Genomic DNA, 18,889 nt, shown 5'->3' with positions numbered 1-18,889 from the left:
TGCGCTAGGGTTCCAGCGTCGCTGACACCCTCAGTTACCAACACCCCCATCCCCATGGGTTCAAAGGAGACCGTAATGCGGTTCGGTGCATTAGGGCGCAGTGCCCTGATTGGGCTTGTCACCACCCTCGTCATCACCGGGTGTTCAAGTTCCGGCGACAAACCAGAAAGCTCGAGTTCCGCCGCCGGGGGCATGAAAACTGATCTTCTCGTCGGACAGTATCCGGGCGCCGACTCTGCGCCACTGTTCATCGCCATGGAGCGCGGCTTCTTCAAGGAAGAGGGCCTCAACGTCAAGCAGGAGCCCATTCAGGCTCCCCAGGCGGTCCTCCCCAAGCTCTCCAACGGCCAGATGGACGTGGTGCTGGGTAGCTACGCGACCATCCTGAGCATCCAGCAGGCGGGCACCGAGAAGTTCAAGTACATCGCCGACTCCTACCAGGGCGCGCCCGGGGCCTTCGGCATCATGGTCAAGAAGGACTCCCCGATCAAGCAGGTCGCCGACCTGAAGGGCAAGAAGATCGGCGTCAACATCGTCGGCGGTCTGGGCACGCTCACGATGGCCCCGCACTTCAAGATCGCCGGCATCGACACCGCCAAGGACATCAAGTACGTCCCCATCCAGACGACGGAATGGATCTCCTCGCTGGACAAGGGCCAAGTCGACGCCGTGTGGATGACGGACCCGTACGTCAGCCAGGCGAAGAAGGAGATCGGCGCCACCATGCTGCTGGACACCATGTCCGGCCCGACCGACGGTCTGCCCATCACCGGCTGGGCCGCCACGGAGAAGTGGACGCAGAACAACCCCAAGACCCTGGCCGCCTTCCAGCGGGCCATGGCCAAGGCGCAGCAGATCGCGGCCACCGACCGCAGCGCGGTCACCAAGGTCCTGCCGACCTACACCAAGATCCCGGCTGAGACCGCCGCCACGATCAACCTGGGCGCCTATCCGACCTCGCTGAACGCGCAGCGCATCCAGCGGGTGGCGGACCTGATGTTCGACTCCCAGATGCTCAAGCAGAAGATGGACGTCAGCTCGATGATCTACACAGCATCCCAGGGATGATGACCACGATCACCACGGCGCGGCGCGGGCAGAATCCGCTCGCCCGCGCCAAGCTGGCCAAATTCACCCGCCACGCCATCGGCGTGGCGGGTTTTCTGCTTGCCTGGCAGCTTCTCGGCATGACGGGCCTGTTCAAGTGGTTGCCTCAGGCCGGGGAAACCCTGGCCAGGACGTTCTCCCTGGCCTTGGACCCGGAATTCCTCGAGGACATCGCGGGCACGCTCACCGCCGCGGTCATCGGGCTGCCGCTGGCCGTCCTGGTCGCCGTCCCCATCGGACTCCTACTGGGAACGGTCCCGGTGGTCGAGGAGATGACCCGGGTGTTCGTGGAGTTCCTGCGGCCCATCCCCTCGGTGGCGCTGATCCCGCTGGCGCTGTTCTTCGTCCAGCCGGAGATCAACGCCAAGGTGGCGCTCATCATGTTCGCCGCCTCCTGGCCGATCCTGATCAACACCATGTACGGCGTGCGCGACGTGGACCCGCTGGCCAAGGAGACGCTGCGCTCGTTCGGGTTCGGCCGCGGCGCGGTGATCTGGCGGGTCGCGCTCCCGAGCGCGGCGCCCTTCATCGCGACGGGCGTCCGGCTGGCCGCCTCCATCACGCTCATCCTGGCCATCAGCGTGGAGTACGTCGTGGGCGGCTCGGTCGGCGTCGGAGGCTTCCTCATCGAGGCGAGCACCGGCATCGGCATGGACGCGATGATCGACGTCGTCGCGGTCCTGATCTGGGCCGGCATGATCGGGCTCGTCGTCAACATCCTGCTCGCACGCGCCGAGCGGCGGCTGTTCAGATGGCGGAACACATGATCCTCACCCTGCTCAAGCGCCTGTGGCTGGTCCCGGTCATGTTCTTCGGCTGGGAGCTGCTCTCCGGGGCGCTCGCCACTCCGTATCTCCCCGGACCGACCCTGATCGTGTCCCGGATCTACGAGATGTGGTTCTCCGGGCCTTACATCCTCACCGAGGAAGCAGTCGAGAACTTCCTGCCCAGCCTGATCAGGGTGGTCGGGTCCTGGGCCATCGCCGTGGTCATCGGCGTGGCGCTCGGGGTGGCGATCGGCAGGACCGCCTGGCTGGCCGACATCGTCGAACCGCTGATCGAGTTCGGCCGGGCCGTGCCGCCTCCCGTCATGCTCCCGATCTTCCTCGTGCTCTTCCAGATCGGCCCGCAGGTGCAGGTCGCGACCATCGTGTTCGGCATCATCTGGCCGATCCTGATCAACTCCATCGACGGCGCGCGCAACCTCGACGTGCTGAAGGTGGAGACCGCGGCCGTCTTCGGCGTGCCCGCCCGCCTGCGGTTCTTCCGGATCATCCTGCCCGCCGCGGCACCGAAGATCTTCGCGGGCCTGCGCCTGAGCGTCTCCCTGGCGCTGATCCTCATGGTCATCTCCGAGCTCAAGGCCAGCACCGAGGGGTTCGGCTATCTCCTCAACATGGCCGTCAGCAGCGCCGACATGGCGGCCATCTGGGCCAACGTCGTGCTGCTCGGCGTGCTGGGCTTCGCATTCAACTCACTGTTCCTCACGGTGGAGCGGCGCGTGCTGTCCTGGCACCGCAACGCCCACCGCCTCGCATAGGAAAGACCACTGCTGTGACCGACCTGTTGTTGAAGAACGTGAAGGTTGTCACCCACGAACACGACGAGCCCGTCGAGGCGGACATCGCCATCGCGGACGGCCGCATCGTACGGGTGGAGCCCGGGCAGTCCGCCGCCGGCGAGGTGATCGACGGCGGCGGCAAGCTGGCCTTCCCCGGGGTCGTCGACGCCCACCAGCACTGGGGCATCTACAACCCGCTGCCCGAGGACACCGGGTCGGAGAGCCGCGCCAGCGCCCAGGGCGGCGTGACGACGGCGCTCACCTACATGCGGACCGGCCAGTACTACCTCAACAGGGGCGGCTCCTACGCCGAGTTCTTCCCCGAGGTGCTCAGGCAGGCCGAGGGCCGGGCCTACATCGACTACGGTTTCCACCTGGCGCCCATGTCGAAGGGGCACATCGGCGAGCTGCCCGACCTGGTCGAACAGTTCGGGGTGCCGTCGTTCAAGATCTTCATGTTCTACGGCGGGCACGGGCTGCACGGGCGCTCCGACGACCAGCGGGCGTTCCTCATGCTGCCTGAGGGCGAGCGCTACGACTACGCGCACTTCGAGTTCGTGATGCGCGGCGTGCAGGCGGCCAGGGAGCGGCTTCCCGAGCTGGCCGGAGAGATCTCGCTGTCGCTGCACTGCGAGACCGCCGAGATCATGACCGCGTACACGAAGCTCGTGGAGGAGGCCGGGGACCTGAGCGGGCTGGCCGCCTACAGCGCCTCCCGGCCGCCGCACTCCGAGGGGCTGGCCGTCTTCATCGCCTCCTATCTCGCCCACGAGACGGGCCTGGCCAACGTCAACCTGCTCCACCTGTCCTCGGCCAAGGCTCTGGACGCCGCCGTACGCATGGCGGCGACGTTCCCGCACATCGACTTCCGCCGCGAGGTCACGATCGGTCACCTGCTCGCCGACATCGACACGGCCAGCGGCATCGGGGCCAAGGTCAACCCGCCGATCAGGCCCCGCGAGGACGTCGAGGCGCTGTGGGGACACGTGCTCGACGGCACCGTGGACTGGGTGGTCAGCGACCACGCCTGCTGCCGCGACGAGCTCAAGTTCGGCGAGCGGCGCGACGACGTCTTCGTGGCCAAGGCCGGGTTCGGGGGCGCCGAGTACCTGCTGCCCGGTCTGATCACCGAAGGACGCCGCCGGGGCCTGCCGTACGGCCGGATCGCCGCGCTGACCTCGTGGAACCCCGCCAAGCGGTACGGCCTGCGCACCAAGGGCACCATCGCCCCCGGTTTCGACGCCGACATCTGCCTGGTCGACCCCGGGCAGACCTGGACGGTACGCGCGCAGGACTCGGAGTCGACGCAGGAGTACACGCCGTTCGAGGGGTTCGAGCTGACCGCCAAGGTCACCGACACGTTCGTGCGCGGCAACCACGTGCTCGACGCCGGCAAGATCGTGGGGCAGCCGGTCGGCCGCTACGTGTCCCGCCCCGCCTGAAAGCGCATGCTCCTGCAGAAGAGATCATTCCTCGGGTACGCTCACGCAAAGTAACGTGTCTCGCTCTCCCAAATCCAAGTAGGAGAACCCCCCATGGCACGCACACTGCGCTGTCACGTACTCGCGCTCGGCACCGCCGCCGTCCTCGCGCTCACCGGCTGCAGCGGGGGCGGCGCGCCACCCGCCACGACGGGGCCCAACGGTCTGGAGAAAACCACCGTCAAGGTCGGGGCGCTCCCGATTCCCGACCCGGTCGCGCTCTACATCGCCCAGGCCAAGGGCTTCTTCAAGGAAGAGGGCCTGACGGTGGAGCCGGTCACGATCACCGGCGGCGCCGCCGCGCTGCCGCAGATCGAGAGCGGCGCCCTGGACATCACCCAGACCAACTACGTGTCCTCGATCCTGGCCGCGAGCCAGGGCAAGAAGATCAAGCTGGTGGCCGACATGTACCGGGCGGCCCCCAGCACCTTCGAGATCATGGTCCCCAAGGACTCGCCGATCCAGACGGTCGCGGATCTGAAGGGCAGGACCGTCCTGGTCAACAATCTCAGAAACATCGCCACGCTGGCCGTCACGACCCAGCTCAAGGCGGCCGGCCTCAGCGAGACGGACGTGAAGTTCGCCGAGAAGCCGTTCCCTGAGATGGGCAACGCGATCACCGCGGGGCAGGGCGACGCGGGCTGGATCACCGAGCCGTTCATCACCGCCAACAAGAACGCGCTCGGCTTCCGCACGATCGCCGACACGATGACGGGCCAGACCGCCGACCTGCCCATCGCGGGCTGGATGGCCACCGACGAGTGGGTCCGGCAGAACCCGAAGACGCTGGCCGCCTTCCAGCGGGCGATCTCCAAGGCGCAGCAACTCGCCTCCGGAGACCGCAAGGAGATCGAGGCGGCGCTGCCGACGTACACGAAGATCGACGCCAAGACCGCCGCGGCGATCACCCTGGGCGCCTACCCGAGCACCCTTGAGGCGGCGCGGCTGCAGAAGGTGGCCGACCTCATGCTCGAGTACAAGTACATCAGCGGCCCGATCGACGTGAAGTCGCTGATCGCGGCGAGCCCGGGCGGATGACGGGTGCCCGGCTGCTCCGCGGCGCCGTCGGCGCCGCGGGGTTTCTCCTGGCCGGAGAGCTGGTCATCCGCTTCGGCCTGGGCGAGAACCTCCTCTTCCCACCGCCTTCGACCGTCCTGTACGAAGCCGCGCTCCTCCCCGCCGACGCCAAGTTCCTGGCCGGGGTGGGCGCCACCCTCACGAACTGGGCACTCGGCCTGCTGACCGCCGTCGCGGTGGCCGTGCCCGCGGGCGTGCTGCTCGGCGCGCTGGCGCCGGTGGAGCGGGCGATCAGGCCCGTGCTCGAGTTCATGCGCCCGATCCCCTCGGTGGCCATCATCCCGCTCGCGATCCTGCTGGTCCCGGTGGACGAGCTGATGAAGGTTTCGGTCATCGTGTACGCGTCCGTCTGGCCGATCCTCATCAACACCCTGTACGGCATGCGCGACGTGGACCCGCTGGCCAAGGAGTCCCTGCGCAGCTTCGGGTTCGGCAACCTGGCCGTGCTCTACCGGGTGAGCCTGCCCAGCGCGGCCCCGTTCGTCGCGACCGGGATCAGGATCGCCGCCGGGATCGCGCTCGTCCTGGCCGTCAGCGCCGAGCTGGTCGCAGGCGGCGTCGACGGGATCGGCGTCTACGTGACCGTGGCAGGCAACGGCAACCGGACCGACCTCATGATGGCGGCGACGTTCTGGGCCGGGCTGTTCGGCGTGATCGCGAACCTGGCCCTGCTCGCCGGCGAGCGCCGCCTGTTCCACTGGCACCACGCTCGGACCGGGGCGGCTTCGTGAGGGCGGTCGCCAGGCTCTGGGTGGTCCCCATGGTGCTGGTCGTCTGGGAGATCATGGGGCGGGCGATCGGGGACACCGATTTCCCGCCGCCCACGACGATCGCCGTCCGCATGTACGAGCTGTGGTTCTCCGGCCCGCCTTCCCGCGCCTTCCTCACCGGCGACGCGGTCGCGAACATCCTGCCGAGCCTCGGCCGCATGTTCGGCGGCTGGCTGCTGGCCGCGCTGATCGGGATCGTGGCGGGCACGCTGCTCGGACGTTCGCGCTCGGCGACCGACTATGTGGACCCGCTGATCGAGTTCGGCCGGGCCATCCCGCCGCCGCTGCTGCTGCCGCTGTTCCTCGTGTTGTTCAAGGCGGGCCTGACCACGCAGCTGGCCACTATCGTGTTCGGAGTGATCTGGCCGGTGCTGCTCAACTCGATCGACGGTGCCAGATCCGTCGATCGCACCTACACCGACACGGCCACGGTCTTCAACCTGTCGAGGCTGCAGCGTCTGGGCATGGTCGTCCTCCCCGCCGCCGCACCCAAGATCTTCGCCGGGCTGCGGCTGAGCCTGTCGCTGGCGTTGATCCTCATGGTGATCTCCGAGCTCATCGGCGGCACGGACGGCATCGGCTACCAGTTGCTGACGGCCATGCGCAGTTTCGACGGCGCCGGGGTGTGGGCGGCGATCGCCCTGCTGGGTGTCCTCGGCTACGTCGTCAACTCCCTGTTCGTGCTGGCCGAGCGCCGTCTGCTCGTCTGGCACAGGCAGGCCACCGGAAATTCGTGAACTCTCAGGACCGAGAAGGGCATTGGCGATGAAGCTGGCCAGGTTCGTAGTCGCGGGTATGGCGATCGCGCTGACGATCAGCGCGTGCGGCGGAGGAGGAGAAAGCTCCACGGGCACGAGCAGCACCTCGTCCTCGGGCGGGCTGGAGAAGACCCAGCTCCTGGTGGGCGTGGTGCCGGTCCCGTCGTCGGCGCCGCTGTTCATCGCGGAGAAGCGCGGCTTCTTCAAGGAGGAGGGCCTGACCGTCAAGACGGAGATCATCCAGGCGCCACAGGCGGTCATGCCGAAGATCCTCAACGGCAGCATGGACGCGTTCCTCACGAGCTACGTGTCGCTGATGGCCATCAACGACTCGGGCGCGGCCAAGCTCAAGCTCTTCCAGCACAGCCAGGAGGCCGCCCCCAACGTCGCCGGCGTCGTCGTGGCCAAGGGCTCCCCCGTCAAGACGGCCGCCGACCTCAAGGGCAAGACCATCGCGGTCAACGTGCTCAAGGCCCTCGGCCAGACGCTGACCAACGCCCACCTGCAGCAGGCCGGGCTCAAGCCCGAGGACGTCAAGTACGTCCCTGTGCAGTTCGCCGACCAGATCGCCGCGCTGAGCTCGGGCCAGGTGGACGCGGCCTGGCTGGTCGAGCCGTTCCTGACCGCGGCGAAGAAGGGCGGCGCCACGCAGATCATCGACACCACCGACGGCGTGACGGCCGGCGTGCCGATCGACGGGTGGGGCGTCACCGAAGACTGGCTGGCCAAGAACCCGAAGACGGCCGCCGCCTTCCACCGCGCCCTGGCCAAGGCCCAGCAGGTCGCGGGCACCGACAGGAAGGCGATCGACGAGGTGGTGCCGACGTACACGCAGATCCCGGCGGACGCAGCGGCGGCGATGACGCTCGGCAAGTTCTCGATGGAGGCCGACAAGGCCAGTGTCCAGAAGCTGGCCGACCTGCTGCACGGCTACGGCTACCTCAAGACGAAGGTGGACGTGGCGCAGCTGTTCGCGCCTGTGAGCGGATGATCGAACACCGGATCGGGCGGGCGGCGCTCGGGGCCCTGGGGATCGCCGCGTTCATCGCCCTCGTCGAGCTGGCCGGGCGGCTCGGGCTGACCCCGGCCGGGTGGCCGTACGCGTCGGCCGTGCTCGCCACGGCGGCGGAGCTGCCGCTGGAGCCGCAGTTCAGGGCCGATGTCCTGGCCACGCTGGGCGCGTGCGCGAGCGGGCTGCTGATCGCGGTCGCGGTGGCCGTGCCCGCGGGGCTGCTGCTCGGGACGGTGCCGTTCGTGGAGAAGTCGGTGCGGCCGCTGGTGGAGTTCCTGCGGCCGATCCCGTCGGTATCGCTGATCCCGATCGCGATGTTCCTGTGGACCGCGAGCCAGGACGCCAAGACCGCGCTGGTCGTCTACACCTGCACGTGGCCGGTGCTGATCAACACGCTGTACGGCCTGACCGACGTCGACCCGCTGGCCAAGGACACGCTGCGGAGCTTCGGCTTCGGGCCGGTCGCCGTGGCGCTGCGGGTGAGCCTGCCGAGCGCGGCGCCCTTCATCGCGACCGGCGTGCGGATCGCGGTGTCGGTCACGCTGATCGTGGCCGTGAGCGCGGAGCTGCTGGCACCGGGCGGTGGCGGGATCGGCGCGTTCCTGTCGCTGGCCGGCAGCGCGAACCGGCTCGACCGCATGCTGGCGGCGCCGCTGTGGGCGGGGCTGATCGGGCTGGCCGCCAACCTGCTGTTCACCGCCGCCGAACGGCGCGCGTTCCGCTGGCACCGGGAACGGACGGGGGACGCCTCGTGAATTCTCTGCGCAGGCTCATGTGGTACTGGCTGCTGCCCGTGGCCGTGCTCTGCTGGGAGCTGGCCACGCGTTCCGCGCAGGCCGCGTACTTCCCGCCGCCGTCGCGGATCGTGGCCAGGCTGCACGAGATGTGGCTCTCGGGGCCGTGGACGCGGGCGTTCCTGACCGACGAGGCCGTCGCCGACCTGCTGCCCAGCCTGGCCAGGCTGTTCGCGGGCTGGGCGGTGGCCTGTGTGGCCGGGATGGCGATCGGGGTCGCGCTCGGCCGCTCGCGCTGGCTGTCTGCCCTGGTGGAGCCGCTGCTGCACGTCGGCCGCTCGGTGCCGCCCACCACGCTGGTGCCGGTGTTCCTGGCGCTGTTCAAGATCGGCACCCCGATGCAGCTGGCCGCGATCGTGTACGGCGTCGTCTGGCCCGTACTGATCAACTCCATGGACGGCGCCCGCCACGTGGACCGGCAGTACATCGAGACCGGGGTCGTCTATCGGCTCGGCCCCTGGCAGCGGCTCACCCGGATCATCCTGCCCGGCGCGTCACCCAAGATCTTCGCCGGGCTGCGGCTGAGCGTGTCGCTGGCGTTGATCATGATGATCATCTCGGAGCTGGTCGGCAGCACCGAGGGGGTCGGGCACCGGATGCTGGAGGCGCAGAGCCAGTTCGACATCCCGGCCATGTGGGCGGGGATCGTGCTGCTCGGGCTGCTGGGCATCGTGCTCAACGCCGGTTTCCTGGGGTTCGAGCGGGTGGTGCTGTCGTGGCACCGGGGTGCGAGAGGCTGACTCAGCCGACGCGGCGCTCGTTGATCAGGGTGCGCTTCACGCAAACGCCGTCCTTGATCCACTGCCAGGCGCGGCTGCGTGACTTGCCGTCCTCGCTCAGCACGATCATCTCGTAGAGCCGCAGGTCCTCGCCCTCGGCCTTGTACTGCCAGCTGAGGTAGATGGTGCTGCCGTCCAGCTCCCAGAACTCGCCCTTGATCCGCTCGGTGTCGAACCCGCACCGCCCGCCGCCGAGGTACGTGCCCGGGAACTCGTGCACCTCGGTGCGCCCGTCGTCCCAGCTGTAGCGGTTGGTCTGGTGGTAGACGGCGTCGTCCAGGATCGCGCAGGTCATCTGGACGCGGTGCCGGTCGATCGGGTTTCCCTCTCGGTCGAGGTGGAGGTACTCGCCTTCCCACTCGCCCTCGTGGCGGGCCAGCAGCGGCATGTCCGCGCGAAGTCCCATCCGGAGCTACTCCTTCGTCTGGTGCCACCAGGGGTCGGCGGCGTCGGATCGGTTGACCAGGAAGGCCCTGCGGCGGACGAACCGGCGGATGGAGGCGGCGCCCATCCGCGAGCCGCCGAGCCCCGACAGGCGGAAGGAGTGCTTCTCCCCCTCGTGCACGAGCGCGGTCAGCGAGGCGTCGTTGACGCTGATCGCGCCGGCCCGCAGCCGGGCCGCCACGGCCATGGCCTGCTCCTCCGTGGCGGCGAAGACCGCGGCCGACAGCCCGTAGACCGAGTCGTTGGCCATCGCGACGGCCTCGCCGGGCCCGTCCACGGCCATGACCGGCAGCACCGGGCCGAACGTCTCCTCCGTCATCACCAGCATGCCGTGGTCGACGCCGGACAGCACGGTCGGGCGGCACCAGTGGCCGCCGCCGTGGCGCTCGATCCGGCCTCCCGTGTGCACGGTCGCGCCCTTGGCCACGGCGTCGGCCAGGTGCGCGGCGACGACGTCCTCCTGTCCGGGGCCGATGATCGGCCCGATCGGGCCACCCTCGCAGGTCAGGCCCACCTTGGCGGCCCGGTCCACCAGCAGCGCGAGGAACTCGTCGTGGACCTCGCGGGCCACGTAGACGCGCTCGATCGACTGGCACGACTGCCCGGCGTTGGCGGTGCCGCCCCACAGGACGGCCGACGCGGCCCGCTCCAGGTCGGCCCCGGCCAGCACGATCGCCGGGTCCTTGCCGCCCAGCTCCAGGAACGCGGGCACGAACGCGCGGGCCGCCGCCTCGGCGACCACCCGTCCCGTCTCGACGCTGCCGGTGAAGACCACGGCGTCCACCAGGCCGACCAGGGCCGCGCCCGTCGCGCCGTCGCCCTCGACGATCTCCAGCGGCAGCTCGTCCGGGACCAGCCGCATCAGCGGCTCGATGAACCTGGGGGTCACCTCGCTCGGCTTGACCAGCACCGCGCAGCCCGCGGCCAGCGCGGGCACGGCGTCGATGAGGCCCAGCAGCAGCGGGAAGTTCCACGGACTGATCACCCCGACCAGCTCGTACGGCACCACGTCGCCGCCCACGAAGACGCCGGGCAGGGAGGCCGGGGTCTCGGCGGGCGGTGTGAGGAGGTCGGGCGCCTGGCGTACCCATCGGCCGATCAGACCGGCGACGATCTGCCGCTCGAGCACCGACTCCCCCACCCTGCCGGTGTCGGCCACCAGGGCGGAGAGCAGCTCTTCGTCATCGGCCAGCGCCGCCGCGAACCTGGAGAGGATCTCGCCGCGGTCGGCGTCCTGCCAGCTCCGCTGCCGTTCGCGCAGACCTGCCGCCAGGGCGGCGAGCCGGTCGGGCGGGACCGGGGCGAGCGGCCTGTCGGCCTGCCCGGTGATCGGGTTCCTCACGTTCATGTGGTGCGGCCACGGGACATGATGCTCCTGCGATGCTCGGCGGGAGCCATTGTGATCAGGAGAGGGCCGCGGCTGTCAACGCGCCCACGGGGCCAAAGCGGTACGACAGATTTCCTAACCGCCCCAGCCCGGGACGGCCATGCGCACGGAGAGCGCGTGTTCGACCAGGTTGATCAGCGCGACCTTGACCGAGTCCTTGGACCTGGCGTCGAGCCGCACCAACGGGATGTGCGGCGCCAGCGTCAGGGCGTCGCGCACCTCGGCGTCGCTGTGCGGATATTGACCGTCCCAGCCGTTGACGCCCACCACGAACGGCAGCTGGGCCTCCTCGAAGTAGTCGATCGCCGGGAAACTGTCGGAGAGTCGGCGTGTGTCCACGAGCACGACCGCGCCGATGGCGCCCCGCACCAGGTCGTCCCACATGAACCAGAACCTGTGCTGACCGGGCGTCCCGAACAGGTACAGGATGAGGTCACGGTCCAGGGAGACCCGGCCGAAGTCCATGGCGACGGTCGTGGTCGACTTCAGCGGCGTCATGCCCAGATCGTCGATCCCCACGGAGGCGTCGGTCATGACGGCCTCCGTGGTCAACGGCATGATCTCCGACACCGCGCCGACGAACGTCGTCTTGCCCACCCCGAAACCTCCAGCCACCACGATCTTCGTCGAGGTGAGGCCGGGGCTAGAGCCTGCGAAGTCCACTGAGCACCCTTTCGAGCAGATTAACGTCCGGCCTGCCGTCGTCCAGCTGTGGCTGATGCACGCGGACGAGACCTTCGGCAGCCATGTCAGCGATCAGCACGCGCACCACGCCGAGGGGGATCCGCAGCAGGGCCGACACCTCTGCCACGGACCGGACCTGCCGGCACAGTTGACTGATCGCCTGGTACTCCGGCGTGATATGCGAGAACTCCCGGTGCTCGGCGGTCGCCGAGGACACCAGGGCCTCCATCGCCAGCTTTACCCGCGGCGCCGTCCGTCCACCTGTCACGGCATAGGGACGGACGGGCGATGCGGGGTCGGGATTCAGCTGCGGCTGGGACTGGGGCACAGGCTGGGGCGCCCAACCGCCGCTGTTCCATCTCGGGTCTGACACCTACATCACCTGGTCTGGCTGGCGCGCAGCTCGGCCCGCACAGCCGGAGTCAGCACCTGACCGGCGCGATCGACCATCAGCGTCATCTGATACGCCACCAGACCCATGTCACAGTCCGGAGCCGCCAGCACCGCCAGGCACGAACCGTCACTGACCGACATGATCAGCATCAGCCCGCGCTGCATCTCCACGATCGTCTGGTTGACCGCACCGCCCTCGAACACCCTGGCCGCACCCTGCGTCAGGCTCACCAGGCCCGACGCGATCGCGGCCAGCTGGTCAGCCCGGTCAGCCGGGAAGCCCGACGAAGCCGCCAGCGGCAACCCGTCGGAAGAGACGACCACCGCGTGCGCGACGCCAGGAACGGTGCTGACGAAATCGGTGATTAACCAGTCAACGCCGCGCGCCGCGTGACTCAGCTCATTCATGCGCCCTCCTTCGTCGGACGCATGAACGAGACTCAGCTGTGTTGATTGGTCGCTCGCTTCGCTCACTCATGCGCCCTCCTCCATCGGGCGCATGAGGTGTTGATCGGTCGCTCGCTCATGCTCCCTCCTCCCTGTCATTGTTTCTCGGGCCAGAGGGGAACGCCCTGCCCTCGGTGATGTCGTCGCGTGCCGCCCGGAAGCCCTGCTGGAAGCTCGAGAGCCGGTTGCGGATGCGGTCCGGTGACACCGACGGCATCGGTGTCACGCCCTTCGGCGACGCCGAGGAGTCAGCCGAGCCGGGCACCAGGTTGGCCTTGGGCACCCGCTTGGGCAGCCCCGCCGCCGTCTGGCCGTCACGTACCGGTTCCACCACTGCCTCCGCCGCGCTCCAGCCTTCGTCCGCTTTGCTCGAACCCCAGCTCGCCCCGCTGTCGCGGCCGAACCAGGCCGACTCCACCGCGGCGAAGATGGGTAAGTAGTCGTCTCCCGCCGAGGCGGGCGGGGCGGCCGGGATGGAGCCCGGGTTGCCCGACTCGGTCTCGGGGAAGTCGAACCCCGGCCGCTGCGGCGGCATGGTGTCGCGGCCCCATCCGCCCGGCGGGGGCTCGGGCACGGGCCGTCTGGGCAGGGCTCGGTCGCCGTTCCAGGACGGGCTGCGGGGCGGGGTCCAGACGTCGGAGCTGTCGTAGCCGCTGCCGATGCGCGGCTCGGACGGCCACGCGGCGGCGTCCGGCTGCCACTGCTGCGTCGGCGGCCAGTTGCCGTTCAGCTCCGGGTTCGACGGGAAGGACGGGTGGCCGGGCCCCATCTGGCCGGGCCCCATCTGGTACGTGGGCTGCGGCCAGTCCGGAGCCGGGGGCGCGGTCTGCGGCCAGTCCGGAGCCGGGGGTGCGGCCTGCGGCCAGTCCGGAGCCGGGGGTGCGGCCTGCGGCCAGTCCGGAGCCGGGGGTGCGGCCTGCGGCCAGTCCGTTGCCGGAGGCGCCGGGTGCGGCCCCGAGTACGGCTGCTCGCCGGGACCGCCACTCGCCGCGCCCGCGAGGGCGGGCGGCTGGTTGCCCGAGAAGGAGGGCATGCCGGCGATGTTCGGAACCTGGGAGCCGAGCATGTTCTCCGGGATGAGCACCATCGCGGTCAGGCCGCCTGAGGCGTGCGGGCGCAGCTGCACCCGGATGCCGTGCCGGTGCGCCAGCCTGGCCACCACGAACAGGCCCATGCGCCGCGACACCGACACGTCCACGCTCGGCGCGTCCGTGAGGCGGTCGTTGGCCTGGACCAGCTCGTCCTGGGTCATGCCGATGCCGGCGTCGGTGATCGACAACATGACACCGCCGCCGTCGATCCTGCTGCCCGAGACCGTCACCCTGGTCTCGCGCGGCGAGAACGACAGCGCGTTCTCGACGAGCTCGGCGAGCAGGTGGATGACGTCGTTGACGGCCTGGCCGGCCACCGAGACGCCGTCGGGCACCTGCAGCACGACCCGCTCGTAGTTCTCCACCTCGGACAGCGAGGCGCGGGCCACGTCCACCAGCTTGACCGGCTGGCTCCAGCGGCGCGGCGGGTCCTGACCGGCCAGCACCAGCAGGTTCTCGCTGTTGCGCCGCATGCGGGTGGCCAGGTGGTCCAGCTTGAACAGGTTCCCGAGCCGCTGCTCGTCCTGCTCGCCCTGCTCCAGCCCGTCGATCAGGGTGATCTGCCGTTCCACCAGCGTCTGACTGCGCCGCGACAGGTTCACGAACATCGCGTTGACGTTGCTCCGCAGGCGGGCCTCCTCGCCCGCCAGCCGGACCGCCTCACGGTGCACCTCGTCGAACGCCCGCGCGACCTCGCCGATCTCGTCGTGCGTGTCCACGCCGATGGGGACGACGGGACCGGCCACGCCGTCGTTGCTCTCGCGCAGCTGCTGCACGGTCTCCGGCAGGCGGTGGCCGGCGATGTCGAGGGCCTCGCCGCGCAGCTTGCGCAGCGGCCTGATGAGCGAACGGGCGATGAGCGAGATGATCGCGGTGACCACGACCAGCAGGAGCAGGATGAGACCGCCGGAGATCAGCGCCGAACGGTTGGCGCCTTCCTCCAGGGCGCGGGCGCGCAGGATGACGGAGGAGGACAGGTCCTTCTCCACGCTGCGCAGCGCGTCGATCTTGCCGGTGCTGACGTCGAACCAGGTGGAGACGTCCCTGTCCGGCCGGACACCGATGCTCAGCTCCTTGCCCTCGGCGGACTGCGCCATGGCCCGCAGCCTGAACAGGTCGGTCTGGTCGACGTCCCTGCCCACGACCGTGTTGCGGTAGAGCTCAAGCTGGTCGAGGGTGGCCAGGGTCGCGAACAGCGTCTCCTCGCTCTCCTCGCGCGACTTGGCGTCGGTGAGCGCGTCGAACTCGCCGCTGTCGAAGCCCTGCTTGTCCAGAGCGCTGGCCAGGACGCCGCGCTGCTTGGAGGCCTGCTCCTTGGCCCGGGAGATGGCCGACATCGCGCTGGCGCTGTGCGAGACCTCGTCGTCCACCGCCACCTGGCCGACCTGGTCGTGGAACTGGAGCAGGGCCGCGATGATCTGCGAGTACTTCTGGATCATCGGGAGGGGCTGGATCTTCCCCTTGACGGCCGTCTCGCGCAGCGTCGGGATCTCCTCCAGACGGCGGAGCACGGGGCGTACGGCGTCGCCATGGGTGTCCGAGAGCGCCCGCGCCCGCTGCTTGGCCTCGTCGATGAGGCCGTTCACACCGCTGTAGGTCGTGCGGAGCTGGGCCTCTCGGGTGGCCGGCCGGCCCTGTGCGATGTAGAGGGCGGTCTGGTCGCGTTCGAAGGACAGCTCATGGGTGACGGCGCCGAGCTGCTGGCTGAGCTCGGCCACCTCTCTGAGGGTCTGGTAGGTGTTGGCGTCCCTGAGCGAGGTGAACACGCTCAGTCCGCCCAGACCCACGGCCACTGCCGTGGGGACGACGATCAGCGCGATAAGGCGCGACCGCACGTGCCAGTTGCCCAGCCCGAACCTGCGTGAAGGAGGGTTGGGCAACCGTCGCTTCTGATGCCCGTGCGGCTCGCGGTCGGCGGAAGCTCCAGCGCTCTGCGTTCTCACTTGCCTTCGCAACCTCTCGCCCGTGGAGGGGAATTCTCGGTGACCATGCAGGTAAATGCACGTGGGGCAATATGTACGTCAGATAGTCAGCATTTGAGCACAGCAGTTGGCGCGGGCCAACCACTACTAGTGCCCCATTGAGGCGTTTATCCCCGATTGTCCAAATATTTCGGCAGAATCGGTGAGGTTACCCTCTAACTGGTGAAACAGGCAACAGAAGAGTGTCCAGCGAGCCTGTTTCGGGCTCGTGGAATATTCGACTGACTAGCCTCATCAGTAACAGTCGTCCCGCCGATCCCCTCCTTTCACAAACCGGACAAACACCGATCTCTTACCGCTCATCAAATTTTCACGATAGAACGAGAACCCGACATTGCAACCACAGATATCGTTTTCGCGATAATGACTACAGATTTGGTGTTACGGTCTATCCCTGTTGTGCGTCAGGCACACAGCCCCCGGGAGCAGAAGCCACCCGGTCCCCCCGCCTGGCTCCATCTGAAGGGAGTCCCTGACATGAGGCTTGGCCGTCCCGCCAGGGCCGCCATCATCGGGTTAGCTTTGACACTCGGCGCCGTTGCGTGCAGCACGGGCGGCTCCACGACACCAAGCGCGGCCCCGTCCGCATCCGCCGGCGGCCTGGAGAAGACGAAGATCAAGGTCGCCACCCTGCCCGCCATCGACAGTGCCGCCATCTACGTCGCCATCGACCAGAAGCTCTTCGAGAAGGAAGGGCTGGAGGTCACCCCGCAAGTGGTCCAGGCCGCGCCAGAGGCCATCCCCATGCTGCTCAAGGGCGAGATCGACGCGATGTTCGGCAACTATGTGTCGATGTTCCAGGCGCACGACAAGCAGGCTCTGAAGCTGCGCATCCTGGCCGAGGGCTCTCGCGCGGCCCCCGACTCGCTCAGCATCATGGCCCTGCCGAACTCGCCCATCAAGACCGCGAAAGACCTCGAAGGCAAGACGATCAACGTGAACGTCCTGCACAACTTCCAGGAACTGGCGCTGACGCAGGTGCTCAAGGCCAACAACGTCGACCCGGCCAAAATCAAGTACGTCCAGGTGACGTTCCAGAACATCATGCCCTCGTGGAAGGGCGGCCAGATCGACGCCGCGTACCTGGGCGAGCCCATGGTCACGGCGGCCACGTCCTCGATGGGCGCCCGCAAGATCCTCGACCCGGCGTCGGGTCCCGCCGCAGAGTTCCCGATCTCCGGTTATGTCAGCACCCAGGAGTGGTACGACAAGAACCCCAAGACGGCGGCGGCGTTCCAGCGGGCGATCCACAACGCGGCCAAGCTCATGGAGAACAACCGCGAAGTGGTGGCCAAGGTGCTGCCGAACTTCACCCAGATCGACGCGGCCACCGCGGCCACGGTCACGTTCCCGTACTTCTCCAGCAACGACAACCCCGTCCGCCTGCAACGCGTGGCCGACTGGATGCTGGAAGCCAAGTGGCTCTCGAAGGCGATCGACGTCAAGTCGCTGATGTCGCCCACCACGTCGGGGTGAGCGCTCAGACCCTGGCCCCCTCCCGCCCGGCGTCCGCCGCCACACGCTGGTCGCGCCGGGCGGGCGGGGCCCTCGCCTTCGCCGCACTGATCGAACTCGTCAGCCGGACCGGGCTGGTCGATCCGGAGAACCTGCCGCCCGCGACGGCGATACTCGGGCGGGCGGTGACGCTGATGGCCGATCCCGCCTTCCGCGCGCACGCCCTGACGAGCCTGCTCGCCTGGGCGATCGGGCTCGGCGTCGCGGCGGTGGTCGCGGTGCCGCTCGGGCTGCTGCTCGGCAGCGTGCCGGTCATCGACGCCGCCACGCGCTCGGTCGTGGAGTTCCTGCGGCCGATCCCGTCGGTGGCGCTGATCCCCCTGGTGTCCCTCCTGATCGGCACCGGACTGCAGGTGCGCGTCACGCTGGCGGTCTACGCCTCGTTGTGGCCGATCCTCTACAACACGATGTACGGGCTGCGCGGCGTCGACCCCCTCGCCAAGGAGTCGCTGCGGTCGTACGGCTTCGGGCCCCTCGCGGTGCTGCTGCGCGTGTCACTGCCGTCGTCGGCGCCCTTCATCACGACCGGGATCAGGCTGGCCGCCGGAGTCGCGCTCATCCTGATCGTCAGCACCGAGATCGTGGCCGGGCGGGGTGAGGGCATCGGCGTGTTCATCTTCTTCGCCGGCATCGCCGTGCCCGCGCGGATGACCGACATCCTGGCCGCGGTGTTCTGGGTCGGGCTGTTCGGGGTGCTGGTCAACGCGCTGCTGGTGGCCGCCGAACGGCGGGCGTTCCGCTGGCACCACGCGCGCCTGGGAGAGACGGCATGAGGACCAGGGGCATGCGAGGGGCGGCGTTCCGGTCGCTGGTGCTGGTCGTGCTGATCCTCGCCTGGGAGGCGGTCACGCGGCTGGCGGGCAGCACGTTCTTCCCGCCGCCCAGCACGATCGTGGTCAGGATGCACGCGATGTGGTTCTCCGGCCCGCCGGGCAGGCTGTTCCTGACCGACGACGCCATCGGGAACATCCTGCCGAGCCTGGGCAGGATGGCCGCCGGGTTCGCGGGGGGCGCGCTGGCCGGGGTCGTGCTCGGGCTCGCGCTGGGGCTGTCCGCGCGGGCGTACGACTATCTCGACGGGGTGCTGCAGTTCCTGCGGGCCATCCCGCCGCCCGCGCTGGTCACGGTCTTCGTGGTGGTGTTCGGGTTCGGGCTGCGGATGCAGCTGACGTTCATCGTCTTCAGCATCGTCTGGCCGGTGCTGCTCAACACCGCCGACGGCGCCCGCTCGGTCGAACCGCTGCACCTGCAGACCGGCCAGGTGTTCCGGCTGACCTGGACCGAGCGGCTCTTCCTGGTGATCCTGCCGTCGGCGCTGCCCAAGATGTTCGCGGGGCTGCGGCTCGCGCTGTCGCTCTCCTTGATCGTCATGGTCTTCTCCGAACTGCTGCCCGGCACCGTGAACGGCATCGGGTTCCAGCTCACGGCCGCGTACCAGACCTTCGACCTGCCCGCCATGTGGGGCGGGATCGTGCTGCTCGGAGTGCTGGGCTACGCCCTCAACGAGCTCTTCCTGGTCGTCGAGCGGCGAGTCCTGGCCTGGCACCACGCCGCCCAGCAACTCACGGGCACGTGAGAGTAAGATCGCACGCGTTTACAAGTATGCC

Annotated in this window: 19 protein-coding genes; 13 read left to right on the top strand and 6 right to left on the bottom strand. The window is 68.9% G+C overall.

The features are described 5' to 3' along the window. The first annotated feature begins 192 nt into the window (after nucleotides 1–192). The 10 genes from ABZS69_RS32620 (at nucleotide 193) to ABZS69_RS32575 (ending at nucleotide 9,300) form a co-directional block, all read left to right on the top strand. Nucleotides 193–1,068, top strand: coding sequence for an ABC transporter substrate-binding protein (locus ABZS69_RS32620; RefSeq protein ID WP_355379171.1), 876 nt, complete (start codon nucleotides 193–195; stop codon nucleotides 1,066–1,068). Continuing rightward, complete coding sequence (locus ABZS69_RS32615; RefSeq protein WP_355379170.1) at nucleotides 1,065–1,874, top strand: ABC transporter permease subunit; 810 nt, start codon at nucleotides 1,065–1,067, stop codon at nucleotides 1,872–1,874. The genes ABZS69_RS32620 and ABZS69_RS32615 overlap by 4 nt, the downstream gene beginning before the upstream one ends. Further along, nucleotides 1,871–2,647 carry an ABC transporter permease gene (locus ABZS69_RS32610; protein ID WP_355379169.1) on the top strand — a complete coding sequence of 259 codons (777 nt, stop codon included), beginning with the start codon at nucleotides 1,871–1,873 and terminating at the stop codon, nucleotides 2,645–2,647. Before ABZS69_RS32615 ends, ABZS69_RS32610 begins: the two co-directional genes overlap by 4 nt. Nucleotides 2,648–2,661: 14 nt before the next feature. Then, nucleotides 2,662–4,110, top strand: coding sequence for a dihydroorotase family protein (locus ABZS69_RS32605; protein WP_355379168.1), 1,449 nt, complete (start codon nucleotides 2,662–2,664; stop codon nucleotides 4,108–4,110). Nucleotides 4,111–4,203: 93 nt separating this feature from the next. Next, on the top strand, nucleotides 4,204–5,187 hold the full coding sequence (locus tag ABZS69_RS32600) for an ABC transporter substrate-binding protein (protein WP_355379166.1): 984 nt from the start codon (nucleotides 4,204–4,206) through the stop codon (nucleotides 5,185–5,187). Further along, the gene (locus ABZS69_RS32595; RefSeq protein WP_355379165.1) at nucleotides 5,184–5,957 is read left to right on the top strand and encodes an ABC transporter permease; all 774 of its coding nucleotides are present in this window, start codon (nucleotides 5,184–5,186) and stop codon (nucleotides 5,955–5,957) included. Before ABZS69_RS32600 ends, ABZS69_RS32595 begins: the two co-directional genes overlap by 4 nt. After that, on the top strand, nucleotides 5,954–6,733 hold the full coding sequence (locus ABZS69_RS32590; RefSeq protein WP_355379164.1) for an ABC transporter permease: 780 nt from the start codon (nucleotides 5,954–5,956) through the stop codon (nucleotides 6,731–6,733). The genes ABZS69_RS32595 and ABZS69_RS32590 overlap by 4 nt, the downstream gene beginning before the upstream one ends. A gap of 58 nt (nucleotides 6,734–6,791) precedes the next feature. After that, nucleotides 6,792–7,745: an ABC transporter substrate-binding protein gene (locus ABZS69_RS32585; protein ID WP_355379163.1), complete on the top strand. Its 954-nt coding sequence runs from the start codon at nucleotides 6,792–6,794 to the stop codon at nucleotides 7,743–7,745. After that, complete coding sequence (locus ABZS69_RS32580; protein ID WP_355379162.1) at nucleotides 7,742–8,521, top strand: ABC transporter permease; 780 nt, start codon at nucleotides 7,742–7,744, stop codon at nucleotides 8,519–8,521. Before ABZS69_RS32585 ends, ABZS69_RS32580 begins: the two co-directional genes overlap by 4 nt. Then, complete coding sequence (locus ABZS69_RS32575; protein ID WP_355379160.1) at nucleotides 8,518–9,300, top strand: ABC transporter permease; 783 nt, start codon at nucleotides 8,518–8,520, stop codon at nucleotides 9,298–9,300. The genes ABZS69_RS32580 and ABZS69_RS32575 overlap by 4 nt, the downstream gene beginning before the upstream one ends. Nucleotide 9,301: 1 nt before the next feature. Here the strand turns inward: ABZS69_RS32575 and ABZS69_RS32570 are convergent, their stop codons facing one another. The 6 genes from ABZS69_RS32570 to ABZS69_RS32545 all read right to left on the bottom strand — a co-directional run bounded on the left by ABZS69_RS32570 (nucleotide 9,302) and on the right by ABZS69_RS32545 (nucleotide 15,665). Continuing rightward, the gene (locus ABZS69_RS32570) at nucleotides 9,302–9,745 is read right to left on the bottom strand and encodes a hypothetical protein (protein ID WP_355379159.1); all 444 of its coding nucleotides are present in this window, start codon (nucleotides 9,743–9,745) and stop codon (nucleotides 9,302–9,304) included. A 6-nt stretch (nucleotides 9,746–9,751) separates the two neighbouring features. After that, nucleotides 9,752–11,125, bottom strand: coding sequence for an aldehyde dehydrogenase family protein (locus ABZS69_RS32565; RefSeq protein WP_355379158.1), 1,374 nt, complete (start codon nucleotides 11,123–11,125; stop codon nucleotides 9,752–9,754). A gap of 120 nt (nucleotides 11,126–11,245) precedes the next feature. Next, entirely contained in the window at nucleotides 11,246–11,833 is a 588-nt protein-coding gene (locus ABZS69_RS32560) for an ATP/GTP-binding protein (RefSeq protein WP_355379157.1), read from the bottom strand. Continuing rightward, entirely contained in the window at nucleotides 11,814–12,182 is a 369-nt protein-coding gene (locus ABZS69_RS32555) for a DUF742 domain-containing protein (protein ID WP_355379271.1), read from the bottom strand. The genes ABZS69_RS32560 and ABZS69_RS32555 overlap by 20 nt, the downstream gene beginning before the upstream one ends. Nucleotides 12,183–12,232: 50 nt before the next feature. Continuing rightward, nucleotides 12,233–12,655 (bottom strand): roadblock/LC7 domain-containing protein, encoded by a 423-nt coding sequence (locus ABZS69_RS32550; RefSeq protein WP_355379156.1) that lies wholly within the window; start codon nucleotides 12,653–12,655, stop codon nucleotides 12,233–12,235. 115 nt (nucleotides 12,656–12,770) lie between these two features. Further along, nucleotides 12,771–15,665 (bottom strand): nitrate- and nitrite sensing domain-containing protein, encoded by a 2,895-nt coding sequence (locus ABZS69_RS32545; protein WP_355379155.1) that lies wholly within the window; start codon nucleotides 15,663–15,665, stop codon nucleotides 12,771–12,773. A 579-nt stretch (nucleotides 15,666–16,244) separates the two neighbouring features. Here ABZS69_RS32545 and ABZS69_RS32540 point away from each other — a divergent pair. The 3 genes from ABZS69_RS32540 to ABZS69_RS32530 are packed head-to-tail and all read left to right on the top strand — an operon-like array spanning nucleotide 16,245 to nucleotide 18,858. Continuing rightward, nucleotides 16,245–17,243: an ABC transporter substrate-binding protein gene (locus ABZS69_RS32540; RefSeq protein WP_355379154.1), complete on the top strand. Its 999-nt coding sequence runs from the start codon at nucleotides 16,245–16,247 to the stop codon at nucleotides 17,241–17,243. After that, nucleotides 17,240–18,055 carry an ABC transporter permease gene (locus ABZS69_RS32535; protein ID WP_355379152.1) on the top strand — a complete coding sequence of 272 codons (816 nt, stop codon included), beginning with the start codon at nucleotides 17,240–17,242 and terminating at the stop codon, nucleotides 18,053–18,055. The genes ABZS69_RS32540 and ABZS69_RS32535 overlap by 4 nt, the downstream gene beginning before the upstream one ends. Then, nucleotides 18,052–18,858: an ABC transporter permease subunit gene (locus tag ABZS69_RS32530; protein ID WP_355379151.1), complete on the top strand. Its 807-nt coding sequence runs from the start codon at nucleotides 18,052–18,054 to the stop codon at nucleotides 18,856–18,858. Before ABZS69_RS32535 ends, ABZS69_RS32530 begins: the two co-directional genes overlap by 4 nt. The last annotated feature ends 31 nt before the right edge of the window (nucleotides 18,859–18,889 follow it).

It is taken from the genome of Nonomuraea sp. NPDC005650 (assembly GCF_040605375.1).
Classification (GTDB): Bacteria; Actinomycetota; Actinomycetes; order Streptosporangiales; family Streptosporangiaceae; genus Nonomuraea.
Note: the sequence above shows the minus strand (reverse complement) of the source record. Positions and strands in the feature narration are given on the sequence as shown.